Raw genomic sequence first — 19,942 nt, forward strand, 5'->3', positions numbered from 1 at the left:
CCTCGGCCTCCCGGGCGCCGCCGTTGGCGTCCGGATGGTGGAGCTTCACCAGCTCCTTGTACCGGGATTTCACGTCTTTCCGGGTAAGGGGCCATGAAAGTTCAAGGACATCCATGGCGTTGCGCTCGGCCGGGGTCAGTTGCTCGCTGCCATCGTACTTGGGCGGCGGCTTTTCCCCGAGGCCGGCATCGTCGGCCAGGCCGAACGGGTCCTTGATATGGGCGTAGGGATTGCCGTTGCGGCGGGCGCCCAGCGGCCAGACGGGCCGCCGCCAGGTCGTGTCGGCGCGGATGTGGGCCTCGATCTCGTCGGAGTCGAGGCCGGCGAAATAGTCCCACTTCTTGTTGTAGTCGCGGACATGCTCGAGGCAGAACCAGCGATACTCGTCGAGCTTGTCGCGGGCGCGCGGCGCACGATATTCCCCCTGCAGGCGGCAGCCTGGGGTCTCGCAGACGCGCTGGTGCGGCTTCGCACCATCCAGTGCCGCCAGTGGGTTCGCTCTCCGTCGGGCCATCGGGCTAATATGTGTTCAACCAGTAGAACCGGCAAGATGAGGCAAGATGGTCATGGGCAAGGTGGCGACGGCGATTGACAGCAAGCTTCGGGCGGCCTTCGAACCGGTGCGTCTGGCCATCGAGGACGAATCGTCGAAACATCACGGCCATGCCGGTTGGCGGGAAGGGGGCGAGACGCATTTCCGGGTGGAGATCGTGTCGCCGGCCTTCGAGGGAAAGACCCGCGTCGCCCGCCAGCGCCTCGTCTACGCCGCCCTCAAGGAAGAACTCGACGCCGGCCTGCACGCCCTGGCGATGGAGACCCTGACGCCGGCCGAAGACGGAAATCGGTCATAACGAGGAAAGAGAAGGATCCCTCGCTGCGCTCGGGATGACACGGATAGTCGGATTGGCGCAGTGCGCCTTTCTCAAAAGCGGTGTCATCCCGAGCGCAGCGAGGGATCCTTGGGCTGACGGTATCTTGCCGTCAGCCTTCCATCTCCACGTCCTTGCCTTCGACCGCGGCGCGCACGGCTTCGGCGTCGGGGCCGGTATAGAAGTGCGGCACCCAGCGCTTGGTGACCTCGCTGTCCGACGCCCAGGTGTGGCAGGTGTCGAGCATGTAGGGCTTGCGCGGGGGCTTGCGCGGCGCGTCGGGATCCTTCGGCGGCAGGGTGCCGGTCTTCTCGCGATGCGCCCGGTTGAGATCCTGCGCCTTCTTCGACGAGACGGTCTGGAAGGCCGTCGTGGCGACGGGTCCCAGCAGCTCGACGATGTGGGTGCAGCCATGGACGCCGCCCAGCCGCTCGCGCACCGCGCGATGGAAGCCGCCGCCGATGCGCAGGCCGATCAGCTTCCTGAAGGCCGGCGCGATGTCGCCGCACATGCTGTAGGGAGACTTGTCGGTCACCGCCTCGGCATCGACGATCGTGAACTTGTGGTCGATCGTCAGCCGGATCGACATGTCGTGCACGAAGTCGCCCGGCTGCAGCGGGCCGCGCCATTCGTTGGCGTGTTCGTAGGTCTTCTCGTCGGTGATACGGCCTTCGATGTCCCACAGCCCGTCGTCGCGGAAAAAACCCTGGCAGACGACGCGGCGCGTATGAAGGTGCTGTCGCCCGACCGGCGGCGAAAGCGGCATGGTCGTTCCTCGTTGTGTCAGGTGGAAGTCAGTTGCCTGCCTGTATGGCGGCGGGCGGCACGATCCGCAACTCGGCGACGCGGGTGCCCTCGCGCTTCAGAATCTCGAAGCGGAAACCGTAAAATGCATAAACCTGGCCGACTTCGGGAATGCGTCGCGCCTCGTGCAGCACCAGTCCCGCGATGGTCGTGGCGACGCTCTCGGGCAGGCCCCAGCCGAACTCGCGGTTGAGGTCGCGGATCGGCACGTCGCCCCGGCAGACCACGCTGCCGTCCTCGCGCCGGGCCACGCCGCGGCGGATCGCGTCATGCTCGTCCTCGATGTCGCCCACGATCTCCTCGATGATGTCCTCGAGCGTCACGATGCCGCGCAGCGCGCCGTACTCGTCGACCACGATGGCGAAATGCTCGTGCCGGGCGCGGAACGCCTCGAGCTGGTCGAACAGCACCGTGGACTCCGGAATGAACCAGGGCGGGGTCAGGATCGGATCGATCTGCACCGATTTCGGACCGCCCGCCGCCTCGACGGCGCGGAACAGGTCCTTGGCGTGCATGATGCCGACCACATTGTCGGCCTCGCCGCGATAGAGCGGGATGCGCGTGAAGGGCGCCGCCAGCATCTGCGTCACGATGGCCTCGGTCGGCTGGTCGGCGTCGATCAGCACGACGTTGCCGCGATGGGTCATGACGTCGCCCACCGTGCGGTCGCCGAGATCGAGCACCGAGCGCAGCATCGCCTTCTCGGCCGGCGCGCTGTCGCCGATCTGGCCCTCGCCGTGCAGTTCGATGGCGCCGCGCAGCGCTTCGCTCTGTTCGTCGGCGTCGGGCGTGCGGTCGGTGCGGACGTTCAGGAGCCTGAGGAAGAAGCGCGAGACCGCGGCGACGCCGCGCGCCATCGGGCCCAGGATGGTCAGCGTGACCATGATCGACGGCGCCAGCGCCAGGGCCACCCGGTCGGCCCGCAGCAGCGCCCAGGTCTTAGGCATGACCTCGGCGAAGATCACGATCAGGATGCCGATGACCAGCGTGGCGTAGACCACGCCGGCCGCGCCGAACAGGGCCGTCAGCACCGCCGTCGACAGCGACGCGGAGAAGATGTTGACCACGTTGTTGCCCAGCAGCACGGCGCTCACCGTCTCGTCCTTGCGGTCGAGCAGCGCATTCACGATGACCGCGTTCGGATGGCCCTGCAGGGCCAGGCGATGCATGCGCGGCCGCGAGGCGCCGGTGATCGCCGTCTCCGCGGCCGAGAGGTAGGCCGCCAGGAACAGGCAGACCACCACGAGGGGAATCGCGAAGGAAAGCGGGATGTCGAAATGCAGCTCGGCGTCCATGCCGCTCCTAGGCCGCGATGGCGTCGTCGAGCAGGCCGCGCAGGCCCGCCTCGTCGACGTCGCGGGTGACGAAGGAGCGGCCGATGCCGCGCGCGAGCACGAAGGTGAGCTTGCCGCCCTCGGCCTTCTTGTCGCCGCGCATGTGCTCGACCAGCTTCGCCGCGTTCCAGGTGCGGCTGTTGTCGCCGCCGATCGTGCGCAGCCGGACCGGCAGGCCGACGGCGCCGAGATGGCGGCGCACGCGCTCGGCATCCTCGGGCGGGCAGAGGCCCAGCCGGGCCGACAGGTCGAAAGCCATCGCCATGCCCGCGCCGACGGCTTCGCCGTGCAACAGCGCCCCGCCGAAACCGGTTTCGGCCTCCAGCGCATGGCCGAACGTGTGGCCGAGATTGAGCAGGGCGCGCAGGTCCGTGGTCTCGCGCTCGTCGGCCGCCACGATGCGCGCCTTGGAAAGGCAGCTCTGCTCGATCGCATAGGTGCGGGCCGCGGCATCGCCCGCCAGCACGGCCTCGCCGTTCTTCTCGCACCAGGTAAAGAAGTCGGGATCGTCGATCAGCCCGTACTTCGCGACCTCGGCATAGCCCGCCAGCAGCTCGCGGCGCGGCAGCGTGTCGAGCACCGCGGTATCGGCGAGGACGAGGCGCGGCTGGTAGAAGGCGCCGACCAGGTTCTTGCCGTGGCGGGTGTTGATGCCGGTCTTGCCGCCGACCGAGGAATCGACCTGGGCCAGGAGAGTCGTCGGCACCTGGATGAAATCGACGCCGCGCAACAGCACCGCCGCGGCGAAGCCCGTGAGGTCGCCCACCACGCCGCCGCCCAACGCCACCAGCGTGGTCTTGCGGTCGGGTCGCAGGTCGAGCAGCTCGTTCATCAGACGGCCGAAGCTCGCGAAGTCCTTGCTGCTCTCGCCGGCGGGCACGGTCACCATGCGCGTCTCGACGCCCGCTTTGTCGAACGAAGCGGCGAGGCGCGCGCCGTAGAGCGGTGCCACCGTGTCGTCGCTCACGATCGTGACCCGCGGCGCGGCCAGCAGCGGGCGCGCGAGTTCGCCGGCGCGGTCGATCAGGCCGGGACCGATGGCGATGTCGTAGGCGCGACCGGCCAGGTCGACGCGAATGGTGCGAGGTGAACTCATGCCGTTTGTCCTGTCGTCTGGGCCTGCAGATGCGCGCGGATGGCGTCGATCACCTGCTCGGTGGTGCGTTCGGCCGGTTGGGCGGTCGAATCGACCACGATGTCGGCCTCCGCATAGATCGGGTAGCGCTGCTGCATGAGGCGCGCGAGAATTTCCCTGGGATCGCCTTGGCGGAGCAGCGGACGGTGCGCGCGCTTCTTCACCCGGTCGAACAGCACGTCGAGTTCGGCGCGCAGCCACACGGTGAGCGCGCGGGTCTTCATCAGCGCCCGCGTCTCGGGGTCCATGTAGGCGCCGCCGCCGGTCGACAGGACGTGCGGTGACTCCTCCAGCAGGCGGCCGATCACGCGGCGCTCGCCCGCGCGGAACTCCTGCTCGCCATATCTTTCGAAGAATTCGGCGATCGTGCAGCCGGCGGCGCGCTCGATCTCGTCGTCTGCATCGACGAACGGGAGGCCGAGTCTTGCCGCCAGCCGTTTGCCGATGGCGCTCTTGCCCGCGCCCATCAACCCGACGAGGGCCACGGTGCGCGGCAAGGACAGGGGGGAAGTGGCGTCCATGTCGAGCTGCAGGCCATGGATGTCGCCCATAATGCCTCGGGTTTCAAGCGACCGGTCCCGAAGTCGTTCGTCTTCGCTCTCGGCAATTGCCGCCCGGACGGCGGCCGAGTAGGTTGCCGGCGTCGTGGCCCTGTTCCGCTCCAGAAACCGATTCAGCATGCCCACCCTGCGTCTCGGGCCTGTGATCATCGTTGCCGTCCTGACCCTGGTATTTGCCGGGTTGGTGGCCCTTGCGGTCGTCGAACCGCGCCCCCCACTCAAGCACTTCGAGATCACGGTGCCCAATGAACGTTTTGCGCGCTAGCTGCGGCGCGCTGGCGGTCCTTGTCGCTTCCCTGACCCTCGGATGGCCTTCGGCCCAGGCCCAAGTCCCGGCCCCAGTACGGGCCCAGACCATCGATTTCGATAGCCGCCCGAGCGGGTTTCTCACCGAAAAGACCGGCGGCATGCCCGCCGACGCCTGGAACGGCACATCGCTCGCCACGGCCAAGCGACTGGTTTCGTCCCTGCAGGCGGCGCCGCGCAGCCGCGCCTTGCGCGACCTCCAGTTCAAGCTGCTGGTGAGCGACGTCCGGCCCCCGGCCTCCGACGGCAGCCCGCCGCCCAGCCTGTTCGCCCGCAAGGTCGATCGGCTGGCCGCCATGGGCGAGGCCGAGAGCCTGAACGAGATCGTGCGCAGCATCGGCGGTTATGCCGATCCGGCGCTGGCGGCGGCAACGGTCAACGCGCTGATGATGGCCGGCGAAAAGGACTCGGCCTGCCAGATCGTGCGCACCAATGCCCTGGCCGAGCCCTTCGCACGCCGCGCCGGCACCGTCTGCAAGCTGGTGGCCGGCGACAATGCCGGGGCGCGGGAAACTGCGGCCTCCCTGCGCACCAGCGATCCCGCCTTCTACAGGCTGGTCGAGATCGCGGCGGAAGGCCTGTCGCCCACCGCGCCGCCGCCCGCCCAGCTCGACGGACCGGCGATGGTGATGCTCGACCTGGCCTACATCCAGCCGTCGGCTGCGACCCTGAGATCGACGCAGCCCTCGCTGATGCGCTCGCTGGTGGCTCACCGGACCCTGCCGGTGCCGACGCGGCTCGACATTGCCGAGCGAGGCGAGGCGCTGGCCATCGTCGAGGCCTCGAAGCTCGGCGACCTCTATCTGGAAGCGGTACGCGACAGGGTCGTGCTGCCGGCCCCGATGGCCAAGCGGGCGCGCATGGTCGCGGCCGCGCGCGGGGCCCAGAACGCGCAGCAGCTCATGAGTGCGATCGCCGCGGTCTATGGCGACGAGCGCGGCGGCCCGCTCTTCCCGACGGTTGCCCGGGCCAGCGCGGGGGCGCTGATGAACGTGGCGCCCAAACCGGAATATGCGGCCGTGGCGCAGGAGGTCATTCGCGGCTTCCTGCTGCTGGGCGACAAGCAGCAGGGCAAGGCATGGACGCGCCTCGCCGTGTCGACGGCCTTCAACGACAGCCGCGCGATGGGCTCGCTCGAACGGCTGATGCCGTTGATGGCCGTGGCCGGCGTCGACGACGCCAAGCGGCTGCCGCCCGAGGAGATCAATCGCTGGTACGAGGTGCTGGCGAAGGAGAACCAGGCGCAGGCGCCGCTGCGCGGCTATCTCCTGCTCGAACTGTTCCGCGCCATCGGCTTCGACATTCCCGCCAAGGCGACGAACCTGCCCGAGACGCCGGGCGCGGCCCGGCTCGTGTCGCCGCCCGCGGCCACGATGCAGATGCTGCAGGCGGCGGCGACCGGCCGTCGCCGTGCCGAGACCGCGCTGCTGGCCTGCATCGCCAGCGGCGAAACCCCGCTCGGCGAACTGCATCCGGCTGCGGTCGGCGCGATCGTGCGGGCGTTGCGCCAGGTCGGCGAAGAGTATGCGGGGAGGCTGTTCGCGGTCGAAGTCGCGATCGCCTACGGCCTGTGAAGCGCAAGCCTCCCTTCAGCCACGTGCGCGAGGCCGAGGCGTTTCTCGAGATGCTGCAGGCCGAGCGCGGCGCCTCCAAGAACACGCTGCTCGCCTACGCAGCCGACCTGGCCGATCTCCAGAGTTTCCTGACGCGGCGCAAGCAAAGCCCGGCGACGGCCGACGCGGCGGCGTTGCGTGCCTATCTGAAGTCGCTCGACTATGTCGGCATGACGCCGCGCACGGTGGCGCGGCGCCTCTCGGTGATGCGCCAGTTCTTCCGGTTCCTGCTGGCCGAGCGGCTGCGCGACGACGATCCGGCGAGCACCCTCGATTCGCCGCGGCTCGGCCGCCCGCTGCCCAAGGTCCTGTCGCGCGAGGAAGTCGATCGGCTGATCGAGGCGGCGCGCACCAAGGATGCGGTCGATGGCGGGCGCATGGCGACGCTGCTTGAAATCCTCTACGCGGCCGGCCTGCGCGTGTCGGAGCTGGTCAGCCTTCCTCTGTCCGCCGTCGAACGCGATCCCTCGATGCTGCTGGTCCGCGGCAAGGGCGACAAGGAGCGGCTGGTGCCGCTGTCGGACCCGGCACGGACGGCCATCGTCGCGTGGCTGCACATGCGCCGCGGCCAGCTCGCCGAAGGCGAAACCTCGAAGTTCCTGTTTCCGTCGCGCGGCCGGACCGGGCACCTGACACGACAGCGTTTCGCACAGCTCCTGAAGGAAGCCGCGCTGGCCGCCGACATCGATCCCGCGCGCGTGTCGCCGCACGTGCTGCGCCACGCCTTCGCCAGCCATCTGCTGGCGGGCGGCGCCGATCTGCGCTCCGTCCAATTGATGCTGGGCCATGCAGATATCGCCACCACCCAGATCTATACGCACGTGCTCGACGAGAAGCTGCGCTCGCTGGTTCAGGAGCATCATCCGCTGGCCCGGCGAAAGCGCCGGCCGGCCGGTTGACAGGATTCCGCGACCGGGCGACACCTGCCCTCAATGACGATTTACCTCGACTTCGAGAAGCCGATTGCGGAGCTGGAAGGCAAGATCGCCGAGCTTCGGCATCTTCCCAATTCCGGCGATGTCGACATCGCCGAGGAAGTCATGCGCCTGCAGGAAAAGGCGCATAAGCAGATTCGCGCGACCTACGCGAGGCTGACGCCGTGGCAGCGGGTGCAGGTTGCCCGCCACGCTGAGCGGCCGCATGCGCAGGCCTATATCGACCGGCTGATCACCGATTACACGCCGCTGGCCGGCGACCGCGCCTTCGGCGAGGACGCCGCCATCGTGGGCGGCATGGGCCGCCTGCAGGGCCGCAGCATCGTCGTGCTGGGCCAGCAGAAGGGCGACGACACCGACTCGCGCATCAAGCACAATTTCGGCATGGCGCGGCCCGAGGGCTATCGCAAGGCGCAGCGCCTGATGCGGCTCGCCGACCGCTTCAAGCTGCCGGTGCTGACGCTGGTCGACACGCCCGGCGCCTATCCCGGCATCGAGGCCGAGGCGCGCGGCCAGGCCGAAGCCATCGCCAGCTCGATCGAGACCTGTCTCGGGCTCGGCGTGCCGCTGGTCAGCGTGGTGATCGGCGAGGGCGGTTCGGGCGGTGCGCTCGCCATCGCCTCGGCCGACCGCGTCTACATGCTGGAGAACTCGGTCTACTCGGTGATCACGCCGGAAGGCTGCGCCTCGATCCTGTGGCGCAACAACGCCAACGCGCAGGATGCCGCCGAGGCGATGAAGGTCACTGCCGCCGACCTCAAGAAGCTCGAAGTGATCGACGACGTGATCCCCGAGCCGATGGGCGGCGCCCATCGCGCAGCCACCGAGACGATCGACGTCGTGGGCAAGGTCGTGGCCGAAGCGATCGCCGACCTCTCCAAGCTCGACGCCGACACGTTGCGCGAGCGTCGCCAGGACAAGTTCCTGGCGATGGGCAAGAAGGGTCTCTGACTTCCTTGTCGCTGCGCCTCAGCGTTCTCGACCAGTCGCCGATCCGCAAGGGCGGCACGCCGGCGGAAGCCGTGCGCGACACGCTGGAACTGGCGCAGCTCTGCGACCGGCTGGGCTACACGCGCTACTGGCTGGCCGAGCATCATAGCAGCGAGGCACTGGCCGGCTCGACGCCCGAGGTGCTGATCACGCGGGTTGCGGGTCTCACCGAGCGCATCCGCGTCGGATCGGGCGGCGTGATGCTGCCGCACTACAGCGCCTACAAGGTGGCGGAAAACTTCCGCATGCTCGAGACGCTGTTCCCCGGCCGCATCGATGTCGGCATCGGCCGCGCCCCGGGCAGCGACCAGCACACGATGCGCATCCTGGCCGACGGCAAGCCCAACTGGAGCGATGCCGAGAAGTATCCCTACCAGGTGCGCGATCTGGTCGCCTGGCTGCACGACGCTCTGCCGCTGAACCACGAAGGCACCGGCGTCGTGGCGCAGCCGACCGGCGAGACGGCCCCCGATGTCTGGCTGCTGGGATCGAGCGACGACAGCGCGGCGCTGGCGGCGCATTTCGGCCTGCCCTTCTGCTTCGCCCACTTCATCAATCCCGACGGCGGCGATGGCGTCACTCGCGCCTATCGCGCGCACTTCAAGCCGTCGTCGCTCCATCCCAAGCCGATGCCCATGATGGCGATCTCGGTGCTCTGCGCGGAAACCGACGAGGAGGCCGACCTGCTGTCGCGCAGCCGCGAGGTCTGGGCGATGCGCCTGCGGACGCTGGGCAATCCCGGTCCCGTCCCCTCGGTTGCGGAAGCGACGGAAGCCGCGAAGGCGCCCGGCGCCGAGCGCTGGCTGCCGGCGCTGCGCCGCCGCTCGGTGGTCGGCTCGCCCAAGACGGTGAGGGCCGGGCTCGAACGCCACGCCGCCGCCTACGAGGTCGACGAGATCATGGCGGTGACGATCTGCTACGACTTCGAGAAGCGGAAGCGGTCGTACGAGTTGTTGGCCGAAGAGTTCGGGTTGAGCCCGTAGCGTATCATCGGAGCGCGCCACTCCAGTGGCGCTCATGATCATGATTGCGCCACTAGAGTGGCGCGCTCCAATGATTAGAGCCCCGCCAGCGGGAATCCCTTGCCCTTGCCGTTCTGCGGCCGGCGCGTCTCGATCATCGCGCGGGCCTCGCTCGCGCGGCCGGCTTTCACCATCGCCGACGTCACCAGATATTCCAGCAGGTCGCGTTGCGCCCGGCTGCCGCCCAGGCGCTCATGCGTGGCGAGCAGCGGTTCGATCTCTTCGACGGCGCGGCTCCAGTCGCCCTGGGCATAGGCCGCGAAGCCGCGCGCCAGCGGCGCCAGCAGGTCGGCGGTTGCGCCCGCCGGCGTCTCCGTGAACTTCGCCAGGGCCGCGTCGTCGCCGGCCATCGCATAGGCCAGCACCGTGTGCATGTCGACGAAGCCCAGGCCCGGCCGCCCGAACCATTTGGTGACGTAGTCCGCCAGCTCGCGCCAGCGGTCCGGCCGGCGCGCTTCGCCTGCCATCTCGGCGCGGGCCAGGAAGGCCGCGCAGTCGGTCGCGACGTTGATCTGCGGTCCCCAGGCGACGGCGGGGCGGAGCGCCTCGTCGTAGAGGCGCCAGGCCTCCGCCATCCGCCCGGTCTCCATCGACCACAGCGCGAGATGCCAGCTGTTGTGGACATGCATCAGGCCTTCGCGCGGATAGTCCTTCATCCACTCCCGCAGGAAGGCTAGTCCCTCTTCGCGCTCGCCCAGCTCGTAGAAGAGATGGCCGCAGATATGGGCGGCGTGAGCGCTCTTCGGAAAGGCATCGAGCGCGGCGTCGATGTTGCGCCGGCCCTCGTCGAGCTTCTGCAATTCGACCTGAGCGAAGGCGAGCTGGGTGCGGAACCACCAGTCGTCGCCATAGTGCTTCTCGAACGGTTCGAGGAAGGCGAGCTGATCCACCTCGCGGCCTTGCTTGCCCGAGAAGCCGATCAGGCCGAACACGCCGGTGGCGGGCGCCAGCGCCATGCCGTCGCGCGGCCAGTCCTTCATGTGTTCGCGAATCGCCTCGAGCGCGGCGGCGGCCTGGCCGGTCAGGATCTTTTCGAAGATCGCGATCTGGCTCTGCTCGCGCGGGCTGGCGTCGCCGGCCAGCTCCTTCGCGCGGGCGAGCGGCGCCTTGGCCTCGTGTCCGCGGCCGAGCAGCTGCTTGGCGCGCGCCAGCGCGATATGGCCCAGCGCGAAAGTCTCGTCGGCGTCGATCGCCTCCTGGAAGGCGGCTTCCATGCCGGGGGTCGCGCTCATCAGGCTCTCGACACCCGCCAGATAGGCGTCGCGCGCCGCGGTCGACCGGGTGGCGAGTTGGTTGCCGTAGCGATCCTGCAGGCTCATCATTTGTCCTTGCCCGCCGTGGGATCCCACATCGGGGAAGCCATGGTCTCGCTGAAATTCTTGAACATCAGGTTGAACGAGATGCTGATGCGGTCGCTCTCGCCGTCATTGGCCTGCACCGTGTGCTTCAGCCAGGACGGGAAGATCACCATGCGGCCCTCCTTGCTCGGCGCGTTGGCGCCGTTGGCGGTGAGGCGCGTGTACTGGCGCGGCCTGGGCATGATCATCGAGGCCTGGCCGCGCGGATCCTGGAACACGATCTGCGAACCGCCGGCCGGGATCGACACGTAGTAGACGCCGCTCAGGTAGTTGTTCGGATGGTGGTGCATCGGATGATAGGCGCCGGGCGGATTGACGTTCGCCCAGCAGCCGGTGATCGCCATCGGATACTGATCGACCTGCAGGAAGCGGGCGACGCCGCGGGCCGCCAGCTCGACCAGCTTGGTGAACTCCGCAAACGCCGGGCGCGTGTGGAGATCCTGCGGCGTCTGCCAGTTGCTGCCGGCCGGGACCTTGGGTCGCGGCGCGATCAAACGTTCGATCTCGGCCTTGAGTTTCCCATTGAGGGTGGCTGCGGCTGCCGGCTGGAGGTCCACGATCCACAACGGGGTCGGGAAGATCTCCTGCACTTCCTGCTTCTCGATCATGGCTGAAAGTATATCGCGCGATTGCCCGATTGTCCGTTAGGTGATCCAATCCGCCGCATAAGCAAGAGCAAGGAGGAAGCCCGGTGGCTGTGTCGATCCATGCCGTGACGCCCGACTTCGTGGCCGAAGTCGGCGATGTCGCCCTGAACAAGGTCTCGAGCGAAGACCTCGCCGCGATCCGCGCGGCTTTCACCAAGTATGCGGTTCTGGTCTTCCCCGACCAGGAATTCGACGACGAGAGCCAGCTCGCCTTCGCGCGCCATTTCGGTCCGCTCGAGACGACCGTCTTCATGGCGCGCAAGGGCCATAATTTGCGCCTGCACCAGAACATGGCCGATGTCGGCAATCTCGACGCCGAGAACCGCATCCTCGAGACCAACAACCGCCAGCGTCTCTACAATCTCGGCAATCGCCTCTGGCACACGGACTCGTCGTTCAAGCGCCTGCCGGCCTACTGCTCGATGCTGCATGCGCGCTCGATCCCGCCGATCGGCGGCCATACCGAGTTCGCCGACATGCGGGCGGCCTACGACGCGCTGCCCGACACGACCAAGGAGCGGATCGCCGGGCTGGTCGCCGAGCATTCGATCATGACGTCGCGCGCCCGGCTGGGCTTCAAGGATTTCGACGAGAGCGAGCGCGCGGCCTTCGCGCCGGTGCCGCAGGTCCTGGTCCGGCGCCTCCCCGACTCGGGCCGCATGAGCCTCTACATCGCCAGCCACGCCGGCGCGATCCGCGGCATGGCCGACGACGAGGCGCGCCAGCTCATCGACGAGCTCACCGCGCACGCGACGCAGCGTCAGTTCGTCCACGCCCATCGCTGGCGCGAGAAGGATCTGGTGATCTGGGACAATCGCTGCACCATGCATCGCGGCATGGAGTTCGACGACCAGCGCTACAAGCGCGACATGCGCCGCGCCACCGTCTCCGACGTGGCTCCGACCTGCGAGCAGATGGGCCTCTCCGTCGCCGCGGAATAGTGCGCCAACCCTCGCCTCACTTCTCCGCGCATCGGGGGAGAGGAACATGAATTCAGACTCCTCTCCCCCGCCAGGGGGAGAGGCTGGGTGAGGGGGCTACGCAACGCCCCTCAATCGAGGGACCGTCGCATGATGGTCCGCCGCCACGGCGGATGGCCATGCTGGTTCTCTTCCATGGCCTGCATGCGGAAGATGTGCGGCCAGTCCCCGCGCGGCATCTCCACGAAGCTACGGCGTGAATAGTACGGGGCGTTCCACGAGACATCGCGATAGGTCGAGAGATGGAGCGTGCGATGGCCCAGGCTGCGAGCGGCTGTCGCGACCTGTTCGATCAATGCACTGCCGAAGCCGTACCCCTGCCAGCGGGTCAGCACCGAAAGCTGGTCGAGCCACGCGGCGCTACCGGGAAACTTCATCAGGGCGAAACCGATGGGCCGGCCAAGCGGCGACACCGCGACCCACAGCCGGCCTTCGCGCCGGCCGGCTTCGAGCGAGGCGAGACTGGCGGGCGGCATGTCGACGACGCGGCCGAGGCCCACGCGGCGATAGCGCAGGTCGGCTTCGTTTTCGATCTGCGGCAGCAGCTTGATTTCAGGCGGATGCGGGTGGCGAATCATGACGCCCGATTGGGTACGCTGTCGCCAGGCCCGGAGGAAGTACCCATGACCATCGACATCGAACCGCTCAAGAAGGAACTCGGCCGCAAGATCGAGGACGAGGACGTCGTCACGCAGGCGCCGCTCAAGGCGATGATCGCGACCTTCGACCGCGACGACAAGGTGCCGGAAGAGGGCGAGCCTATCGCGCCGGGCTGGCATCTCTGCTTCCTGCATTCCTATGCCCGCCGCAACGTGCTGGCCGAGGACGGGCTGCCGACCGAGGGTGGCGTGCTGCCCAAGATCCCGCTACCGCGCCGCATGTATGCCGGCTCGACCTTCACGTTCGAGGGCGATATCCGCGTCGGCGACAGGCTCCGCCGCGAGACCGAGTTCTCCGATGTGCAGCTGCGCGGCGGCGGCACCGGCAGCCTCATCGTCACCAGCCAGACGCGCCGGATCTACACGCCGCGCGGGCTTGCCGTCACCGAGGTCGCCAACACCGTGTTCCGCGAAGAGGTGAAGGCCGGCGAGAAGAGCGGCGTGCCGGTGCGCGAAGCGGCGCCCACCGACGTGCCGTGGCGGCGGACGATCAAGGTCGATCCGGTAATGCTGTTCCGTTACTCGGCCATCACCTTCAACCCACACCGCATTCATTACGACCGGACCTACTGCATCGAGACAGAAGGCTATCCCGGTCTCGTCGTGCACGGGCCCTTCGCCCAGCAATGCCTGTTCGACCTGCTGCGCGATTCCAACCCCGGGCGGCCGATCAGGAGCTTCGCCATCCGCGCCCGCGCGCCGCTGTTCGACACCGCGCCGTTCGACGCGATCGGCCGGCCGACCGCGGACGGCAAGGGTGCGGAACTCTGGACGGTGACGCCCCAGGGCACGATCGCGGCGCAGGCGACGGCCACCTTCGCCTAGGGTCTGGTTGAATGGAATTGTGATCCAACTACCTCCTCATGCTGAGGAGGCTGCGGAGCAGCCGTCTCGAAGCATGGGCTACAGACACCACGCTCGTTGCCCATCCTTCGAGACGCGCGCTGCGCGCGCTCCTCGGGATGAGGTATTTGGGGGCTGACTTTGAGTCAGAAAGACTCCGGGTTGCGGATGCGAGCACCACCCCTGCCGCGGTTCCTGATTCCGCGGCTGCCGTTCTTCTACGGCTGGGTGGTGCTGGGCTGCATCTGCCTCGCGGGCTTCGCGCGGCAGGGGCCGGCGGTGGCCGTGCTCTCGATCTTCGTCGTGCCGATGACCGAGGCGTTCGGCTGGTCGCGCACGGAGATGTCGGGCGCGGTGTCGCTGGGCGGCGTGCTGGCGGCGATCCTCTCGCCGCTGATCGGGCCGTTCGTCGATCGCCGTGGCGCGCGCCTCGTGCTCTGCCTCGCGGTGGCGGGCACGGGCATCGCCTGCATGGCGCTGTCGCTCATCCAGTCGTTGCTGTTGTTCTACGTGCTGTTCTGCTTCGCGCGGATGATCTGGGCCGGGCCGTTCGACCTCGGCCTCTACGGCGCCCTCAACAACTGGTTCGTGGCGCGCCGTGGTATCGCGGCATCGTTCGCGACTCTGGCGCAGATGGCGGGGCTGGTCGGGCTGCCGCTGATCGCGCAGTTTGCCATAAGCGGTGCCGACTGGCGCGCCGGCTGGATCGCGGTCGGCGCGACGGTGCTGCTGGTCGGCTTCGTGCCGTGCTGGCTCCTGCTGGTGCGGCGCCCGGAGGATGTCGGCCTGCAGCCCGACAGGCTGGCCGACGGCAAGGCCGCCCCGCTCGTCGAGCCGCGCTGGAGCCGGGCACAGGCGATGCGGACGCCGGCCTTCTGGCTGCTCTCGCTCTACACCGTCCTGCTGTTTCCCGTGCAGGCCGGGGTCAGCCTGCACAACGCGCCGCACCTGATCGAGCGTGGCCTGTCGCCGGTTGCGGCGGCTTCGGTTATCGCCTTCGTCGCCATGCTTTCGGGGGTGGCGAGCTTCGGCATCGGCTTCCTGCCGCGCCGGTGGCCGGTGCGCTACCAGATGGCGCTGTGTGCGGCCTGCATGGCGCTCGGCAGCTACGGGCTGATCTTCGTCTCGGGGGTCGAGAGCGCGATGGCGGCCGCCGGTCTGTTCGGCATCGGCATCGGCGGCATCCTGCTGCTGCTGCCCGTGGCCTGGGCCGATTATTTCGGCCGCGAGAGCTATGGCGCCATTCGTGGCGTGGCGCTGTCGTTGCAGGTCACGGCGCAGGCCGCCGGGCCGCTCGCCTCGGGCATGCTGCGCGACTGGAGCGGCACCTACACCGATTCGCTGCTGCTGTTCGGCACGCTGGCGACGCTGGGCGTGATCGCGGCGCTGATGGCGCAGCGGCCGCGAGTTCTGGCGATCTAGAGTGGCCTGAGGATCGTCCCGTTTTACTTACCACTTTCCTCCCCCGTCACACGGGGGAGGTGGCCCGAAGGGCCGGAGGGGGAAGGCCACGGTTTCGGAACTCTCCACGCCAAGAATTCTTCGCGTTGCTTTCCCCCTCCCGGCCTCCCCCGTAAGACGGGGGAGGTGAAAGAGGAAGGCATCGGATCTCAAGTCAGCCCGCTCTAATCGTTCGCCGCGCCGTAGCGCAGGGGGCGGAAGAAGGACCGGATGTCCTCCACCAGAAGCTCCGGTTCCTCTAGCGCCGCGAAGTGGCCGCCGCTCGGCATGATCGTGTGGCGGCGGAGATTGTAAGTGCGCTCGATCCATTCGCGTGGCGGGGCGGGCGCAATGTCGGCGGGGAAGGCGGCGAAGCCCGTGGGCGTTTCGACCTTCGCCCCTGCAGGCAGCGTTCGCGGCTTCTGCTCGGTGACGCCGCGATAGAGCCACGTCGAGGTGCCGGCGGTGCCGGTCAGCCAGTAGACCATGATGTTGTCGAGCAGCGTGTCCATCGAGAAGCGCTTGAGCGGATCGCCGCCGCAGTCGCTCCACGCCTGGAACTTCTCGACGATCCAGGCGGCCAGCCCGACCGGCGAATCGGCGAGCGCGACGCCCAGGGTCTGCGGCCGTGTCGCGTGGATGCGCTGGTAGGCGGTCTTGTCGTCGAGCGCGCTGCCCATCTTCGCCAGCCAGGCCTGCTCGTCGGCGCTCAAGGTGGCCGTCTCGAGATCGAGGCCCGGCCGCAGCCCCATCATGTTGAGATGCACGCCGAGGACGCCCGATTCGTCCTGCTGCGGATGGTCGAACGCCAGCCACGACGACACGACGCTGCCCCAGTCGCCGCCCTGGATGCCGTAGGGACGTTCGTAATTGAGTTTCTCGGTGACGAGCTTGTGCCAGAGGCCCGCAATGGCGCGCGGCCCGATCGGGCCCGTCGTGCCGTTCTCGCGGATCGGCGGGCCTGAGAAGCCGTAGCCCGGCAGCGAGGGCACGATCACGTCGAAGGCGTCGAGCGGATCGCCGCCATGGTCCTCGGGATGGGCGAGGACATCGATGAGGTGCAGGAACTCGACGATCGATCCCGGCCAGCCATGGGTGACGACCAGCGGCAAGGGCCGCGGCGCGTCCTCGACCTCGGTGCCGGGCTCGCGGATGAAATGAAGGCGCTGCGGACCGATATCGACCAGGTAGTTGGGAAAGCGGTTGATGGCCTCCTGGCAGCGCTGCCAGTCGTAGCCATGGCGCCAGTAGTCGACCAGCTCGGCCAGGAAGGCGGGATCGGTTCCGGACGCCCAGGAGCCGTTATCGGCAATCGCCACCGGCGGGCGCCAGCGGCGCAGGCGCTCGTCGAGATCGATCAGCGCCCGCTCGGGAATATCGACCTTGAAGGGCTCGGGAGTGTCGTAGCGCGTGTCGGCCATGCCGACAGGCGTAGCGCGGAACTCACCCCTCCAGCAAATCCGCCTTCAGCCGCTCGCGGGCGGCCGCGTCGATCCCGAGCGCCTTCTCCGCAAAGGCCTCGGGCGAGCCGAAGTCGCCGCGGACGACCTCGAAGGCGGCTTCGAGATAGGGCGTGCGCGCCTCGATGATGGCGGCGCGGGTGTCGATGTCGAGTTCGGGATAGCGGCCGATATGGCCGGTCCAGAGTTCGTTGGTGCGGAGGTAATCCTCCAGCACCGTTTCCCAGGGCACGCCGAGCAGGGAGAGCAGCAGGGCCGAGGCGAAGCCGGTGCGGTCCTTGCCGGCGGTGCAGTGGAATACCAGCGGTCGATGTTCGCCGTCGCTCAGGGTCGAGAACAGGGTGCGGAAACCCGGCGCGCAGCGGCGCGGATAGTCGCGATAATGATCCGTGAGGAACCCCATCATGATGTGAGGGTTGGCGGATCCGTCGGCCACGGCGCCGCGGATCTTGTCGCCGACGCCCGGTTCGATGTGGGCGCCGACGATGCGGCACGCGAGGCCCTCGATCAGGTGCGGCGTCTCGGCCGCTTCGCTGACCCCGCGCAGGTCGACGATGGTGCGCACGCCGAGGCGTCCGAGGGCGCTGCGGTCTTCGGCGGTCAGCCCGCCGAGATGGGCCGAGCGGAACACCGCGTTGCGTCGCACGGTGCGTCCGTCCTCAGTCCTGTAGCCGCCGAGGTCGCGGAAGTTGGAGCCGCCCTGAAGGGCCAGAACGAAGGGAAGGCTGGTGTCAGGCATGGTGTTTTCTACCACGCCCGGCCTTCCGGCATCATGTCGTTTGCGCGTCAGAATTTTTGCGCGAGCGTCACGAAGAAGGCCCGGCGCATTCCGTATTGCGGTGCGCCGACGCCGACACCCTCGCCGGTGCGCAGCTGGTAGACGCCATCGGTGACGTTGATCGCGTCGAGGCGGATCTGGGTGCCCTTGCTGCCGCCGAGCGGCACTTTCTGCGTGACCGAGAGATTGAGCGTGGCATAGGCCGGCAGCGACGTATCGTTGGGCGTCACGACGCTGGTGCGCAGGCCGCTGCCGAACAGCATGTCGGCCGACACCCGGGTGGCCCGGTCGGTGCCCGAGTTGAAGATGTAGGCGGCGCCGGCGGAACCGGTCCAGCCCTGGTCGTGGTCGGCGGCGATCCAATGGTTGGCGATGTAGTTGAGATCCTCGGTGGAGAAATTGTACTGGGCGGACTTGATGCCGGTGGCGCTGACCTTGGACCAGGCGAGGTTGCCGTAGAGGGACCACGGACCCTGATCGTAGTTGGCGTAGAGTTCGAAGCCCTTCACCTGCGCATTCGCATAGTTGAAGGACGCCAGCTGGATCGGGGCGCCGAACTGGCCCTTGTCGAGATAGTTCTCGGCGAACTTGTAGTAGCCGGAGAAGCCGAGGGTCAGGCCCTCCACGGGCTTCACGGTGAGGCCGACGTCGAAATAGTCGGAGCGTTCCGCCCGCACGGGATCGTTCGTGAAGTTCTCGGGCTCGGCGGTCGTGCCGATGCGGGCGGCGAGCGACCCGAAGCCGACCTGGTTGAGCGGCGCCGGCACGAAGTAGCGCGAGTAGCCGGCGCGCAGGCTGATCTGCGATGTCGGTTCCCAGACGACGTTGATGCGCGGGCTGATCTGGTTCTCCGCGATCTGTCCGGAGATGGCGTCGAAGCGCGCGCCGAAGTTCACCGTTACGGTCGGGATGACCTTCCATTCGTCCTGCAGGTAGACGCTGTAGGTCCAGCCGACGAGGGTGGAGCCGTCGCTGAAGCCGACCGGACTGTCGCCGGGGATCTGCGCCGTCGGGTCGGCGGGGTCGGGCACCATGCCCAGCGCATTGTTCTGGCTGTAGCTCGAGACCTGTTCGCGCTGGACCAGGAAGCCGCCGCGCAGCGTGTGGTTGGAGGCGACCTTCCAGCTGGCGTCGCCCTGGGCGCCGAACGCCAGGCTGGAGCGTTGCGACCATGGCGCGATGCCGTTGTACAGCAGGTCGCCCAGCGCGTCGGGCTGGTAGGAAAGCTTGGAATAGCGGCCGAAGCCCGAGAGCTGCATGTTGAAGTTCTGGTAGCTCTTCTGCATCGACGCGATGCCGAAGTAGGTATCCTCCCACTGGCGCTGGTCGAGCGCGGCACTGTTCCAATCGGAGATTCCGTTGACCGTGAAGGCAGGGGTCTCACCGGGCACGTTGGGGATCTGGTAGCGCGCGCTGGCGCCGCCGGCGATGAAGCTCAGGCGGGTATTCTCGTCGGCCAGGGCGCTGAGCTTGGTCAGCGCGTACCATTGCGCGGTGGCGTCGTGGAGCGGGGCCGTGCTGGACGTGGGATTCTCGATGCCGATGTTGTTGCTGACATACTGGCCGACCGCGAAATAGTCGAAGTTGCCGGAGCGGCCGCCATATTCCAGCGCCGGCTGCACCCAGTTGTTGGATCCGACCATCGCCGAGACCTCGCCGCCGGGATTGGTCGTGCCGGACTTCACCGTGATGTCGACCACACCGGCGGTGCGCAGGCCGTACTGCGCGGGCAGGGCGCCGGTGATCAGCGAGAGCTGGTCGGCAAAGCGCGGCGACATGATGTTGCTGAACAGGGCCAACCCCTCGGGAAGCTGCACGCCGTCGAGCCGGTACTGCAGGCTGCCATGGTCGCCGCGGACATGGATCTGGCCGAACCCGTCCTGCACGACGCCGGGCGCGCGCAGCAGCACCTGGTTGAGCGGGGCGTTCTCGCCGAGCGGCGTGTTGCTGATCGCCGTCTTGCTGAAATCGTAGCGGGTCGCGCCGAGGCTCGGCTGGATCTCGCTGCGCTCGCGGTCGAGCCGCTTGCCGACCACCTCGATCGAGAGTCCGTCGGATGGAACCTGCGGCGGGGCCGGGTCGGCCGGGGGCGTCTGCGCCATAGCCGGAGTCAACGTCGAGAGACCTGCTGCGAGGGCCAGTGTGGATACGCCGATCCGTTGCATGCGGGACTCCATCAAAACGTTATAAAGTAATGAGTTACAGTATA

Annotated in this window: 20 protein-coding genes; 9 read left to right on the plus strand and 11 right to left on the minus strand. The window is 68.1% G+C overall.

The features are described from left to right. Positions 1 to 514, minus strand: a 514-nt coding sequence (locus ACP15H_RS00005; RefSeq protein WP_425064183.1) for a J domain-containing protein, incomplete at its 3' end; no start/stop codon positions are given. Positions 515 to 566: 52 nt separating this feature from the next. Here ACP15H_RS00005 and ACP15H_RS00010 point away from each other — a divergent pair. Next, positions 567 to 851, plus strand: a complete 285-nt coding sequence (locus tag ACP15H_RS00010; RefSeq protein ID WP_425064184.1) for a BolA family protein — start codon at positions 567 to 569, stop codon at positions 849 to 851. A 130-nt stretch (positions 852 to 981) separates the two neighbouring features. On the opposite strand, the gene ACP15H_RS00015 is transcribed toward ACP15H_RS00010, so the two are convergent. From ACP15H_RS00015 to ACP15H_RS00030, 4 genes are read right to left on the minus strand one after another with little or no spacing between them, the layout of a single operon-like run. Next, complete coding sequence (locus ACP15H_RS00015) at positions 982 to 1,635, minus strand: DUF2889 domain-containing protein (protein WP_425064185.1); 654 nt, start codon at positions 1,633 to 1,635, stop codon at positions 982 to 984. A gap of 28 nt (positions 1,636 to 1,663) precedes the next feature. Then, the gene (locus ACP15H_RS00020; RefSeq protein WP_425064186.1) at positions 1,664 to 2,968 is read right to left on the minus strand and encodes an HlyC/CorC family transporter; all 1,305 of its coding nucleotides are present in this window, start codon (positions 2,966 to 2,968) and stop codon (positions 1,664 to 1,666) included. 7 nt (positions 2,969 to 2,975) lie between these two features. Then, the gene (aroB, locus tag ACP15H_RS00025) at positions 2,976 to 4,103 is read right to left on the minus strand and encodes a 3-dehydroquinate synthase (RefSeq protein WP_425064187.1); all 1,128 of its coding nucleotides are present in this window, start codon (positions 4,101 to 4,103) and stop codon (positions 2,976 to 2,978) included. After that, on the minus strand, positions 4,100 to 4,693 hold the full coding sequence (locus ACP15H_RS00030) for a shikimate kinase (protein ID WP_425064188.1): 594 nt from the start codon (positions 4,691 to 4,693) through the stop codon (positions 4,100 to 4,102). The genes aroB and ACP15H_RS00030 overlap by 4 nt, the downstream gene beginning before the upstream one ends. 94 nt (positions 4,694 to 4,787) lie before the next feature. Here ACP15H_RS00030 and ACP15H_RS00035 point away from each other — a divergent pair, with 94 nt between their 5' ends. The 5 genes from ACP15H_RS00035 (at position 4,788) to ACP15H_RS00055 (ending at position 9,529) form a co-directional block, all read left to right on the plus strand. After that, positions 4,788 to 4,967 carry a hypothetical protein gene (locus ACP15H_RS00035; RefSeq protein WP_425064189.1) on the plus strand — a complete coding sequence of 60 codons (180 nt, stop codon included), beginning with the start codon at positions 4,788 to 4,790 and terminating at the stop codon, positions 4,965 to 4,967. A 142-nt stretch (positions 4,968 to 5,109) separates the two neighbouring features. Further along, on the plus strand, positions 5,110 to 6,582 hold the full coding sequence (locus ACP15H_RS00040; protein WP_425064190.1) for a hypothetical protein: 1,473 nt from the start codon (positions 5,110 to 5,112) through the stop codon (positions 6,580 to 6,582). Continuing rightward, positions 6,579 to 7,520 (plus strand): site-specific tyrosine recombinase XerD, encoded by a 942-nt coding sequence (gene xerD / locus ACP15H_RS00045; RefSeq protein ID WP_425064191.1) that lies wholly within the window; start codon positions 6,579 to 6,581, stop codon positions 7,518 to 7,520. Before ACP15H_RS00040 ends, xerD begins: the two co-directional genes overlap by 4 nt. Before the next feature lie 33 nt (positions 7,521 to 7,553). Next, on the plus strand, positions 7,554 to 8,507 hold the full coding sequence (locus ACP15H_RS00050; protein WP_425064192.1) for an acetyl-CoA carboxylase carboxyltransferase subunit alpha: 954 nt from the start codon (positions 7,554 to 7,556) through the stop codon (positions 8,505 to 8,507). A 5-nt stretch (positions 8,508 to 8,512) separates the two neighbouring features. Then, positions 8,513 to 9,529 (plus strand): LLM class flavin-dependent oxidoreductase, encoded by a 1,017-nt coding sequence (locus ACP15H_RS00055; protein ID WP_425064193.1) that lies wholly within the window; start codon positions 8,513 to 8,515, stop codon positions 9,527 to 9,529. Between the two features lie 74 nt (positions 9,530 to 9,603). Here the strand turns inward: ACP15H_RS00055 and ACP15H_RS00060 are convergent, their stop codons facing one another. Next, entirely contained in the window at positions 9,604 to 10,887 is a 1,284-nt protein-coding gene (locus ACP15H_RS00060; protein WP_425064194.1) for a tetratricopeptide repeat protein, read from the minus strand. Further along, positions 10,887 to 11,534 carry a TIGR02466 family protein gene (locus ACP15H_RS00065; protein ID WP_425064195.1) on the minus strand — a complete coding sequence of 216 codons (648 nt, stop codon included), beginning with the start codon at positions 11,532 to 11,534 and terminating at the stop codon, positions 10,887 to 10,889. The genes ACP15H_RS00060 and ACP15H_RS00065 overlap by 1 nt, the downstream gene beginning before the upstream one ends. An 83-nt stretch (positions 11,535 to 11,617) precedes the next feature. Between ACP15H_RS00065 and ACP15H_RS00070 the strand changes: the two genes are divergently transcribed. Beyond that, positions 11,618 to 12,514, plus strand: a complete 897-nt coding sequence (locus ACP15H_RS00070; RefSeq protein ID WP_425064196.1) for a TauD/TfdA dioxygenase family protein — start codon at positions 11,618 to 11,620, stop codon at positions 12,512 to 12,514. Between the two features lie 110 nt (positions 12,515 to 12,624). On the opposite strand, the gene ACP15H_RS00075 is transcribed toward ACP15H_RS00070, so the two are convergent. Next, entirely contained in the window at positions 12,625 to 13,131 is a 507-nt protein-coding gene (locus ACP15H_RS00075) for a GNAT family N-acetyltransferase (protein WP_425064197.1), read from the minus strand. Between the two features lie 45 nt (positions 13,132 to 13,176). Between ACP15H_RS00075 and ACP15H_RS00080 the strand changes: the two genes are divergently transcribed. Together ACP15H_RS00080 and ACP15H_RS00085 are read left to right on the plus strand one after the other, a co-directional pair. After that, a complete protein-coding gene (locus tag ACP15H_RS00080) occupies positions 13,177 to 14,037 on the plus strand; it encodes an FAS1-like dehydratase domain-containing protein (protein ID WP_425064198.1) in 861 nt (286 codons plus the stop codon). Positions 14,038 to 14,223: 186 nt separating this feature from the next. Continuing rightward, entirely contained in the window at positions 14,224 to 15,477 is a 1,254-nt protein-coding gene (locus tag ACP15H_RS00085; protein WP_425064199.1) for an MFS transporter, read from the plus strand. A 203-nt stretch (positions 15,478 to 15,680) separates the two neighbouring features. Here the strand turns inward: ACP15H_RS00085 and ACP15H_RS00090 are convergent, their stop codons facing one another. From ACP15H_RS00090 to ACP15H_RS00100, 3 genes are read right to left on the minus strand one after another with little or no spacing between them, the layout of a single operon-like run. Beyond that, positions 15,681 to 16,916 carry an epoxide hydrolase family protein gene (locus ACP15H_RS00090; protein ID WP_425064200.1) on the minus strand — a complete coding sequence of 412 codons (1,236 nt, stop codon included), beginning with the start codon at positions 16,914 to 16,916 and terminating at the stop codon, positions 15,681 to 15,683. 22 nt (positions 16,917 to 16,938) lie between these two features. Then, positions 16,939 to 17,694: a tyrosine-protein phosphatase gene (locus ACP15H_RS00095; protein WP_425064201.1), complete on the minus strand. Its 756-nt coding sequence runs from the start codon at positions 17,692 to 17,694 to the stop codon at positions 16,939 to 16,941. A 47-nt stretch (positions 17,695 to 17,741) separates the two neighbouring features. After that, positions 17,742 to 19,835 (minus strand): TonB-dependent receptor, encoded by a 2,094-nt coding sequence (locus ACP15H_RS00100; protein ID WP_425064202.1) that lies wholly within the window; start codon positions 19,833 to 19,835, stop codon positions 17,742 to 17,744. Positions 19,836 to 19,942 lie beyond the last annotated feature (107 nt).

This window comes from Reyranella sp. (assembly GCF_965249915.1).
GTDB lineage: Bacteria > Pseudomonadota > Alphaproteobacteria > Reyranellales > Reyranellaceae > Reyranella.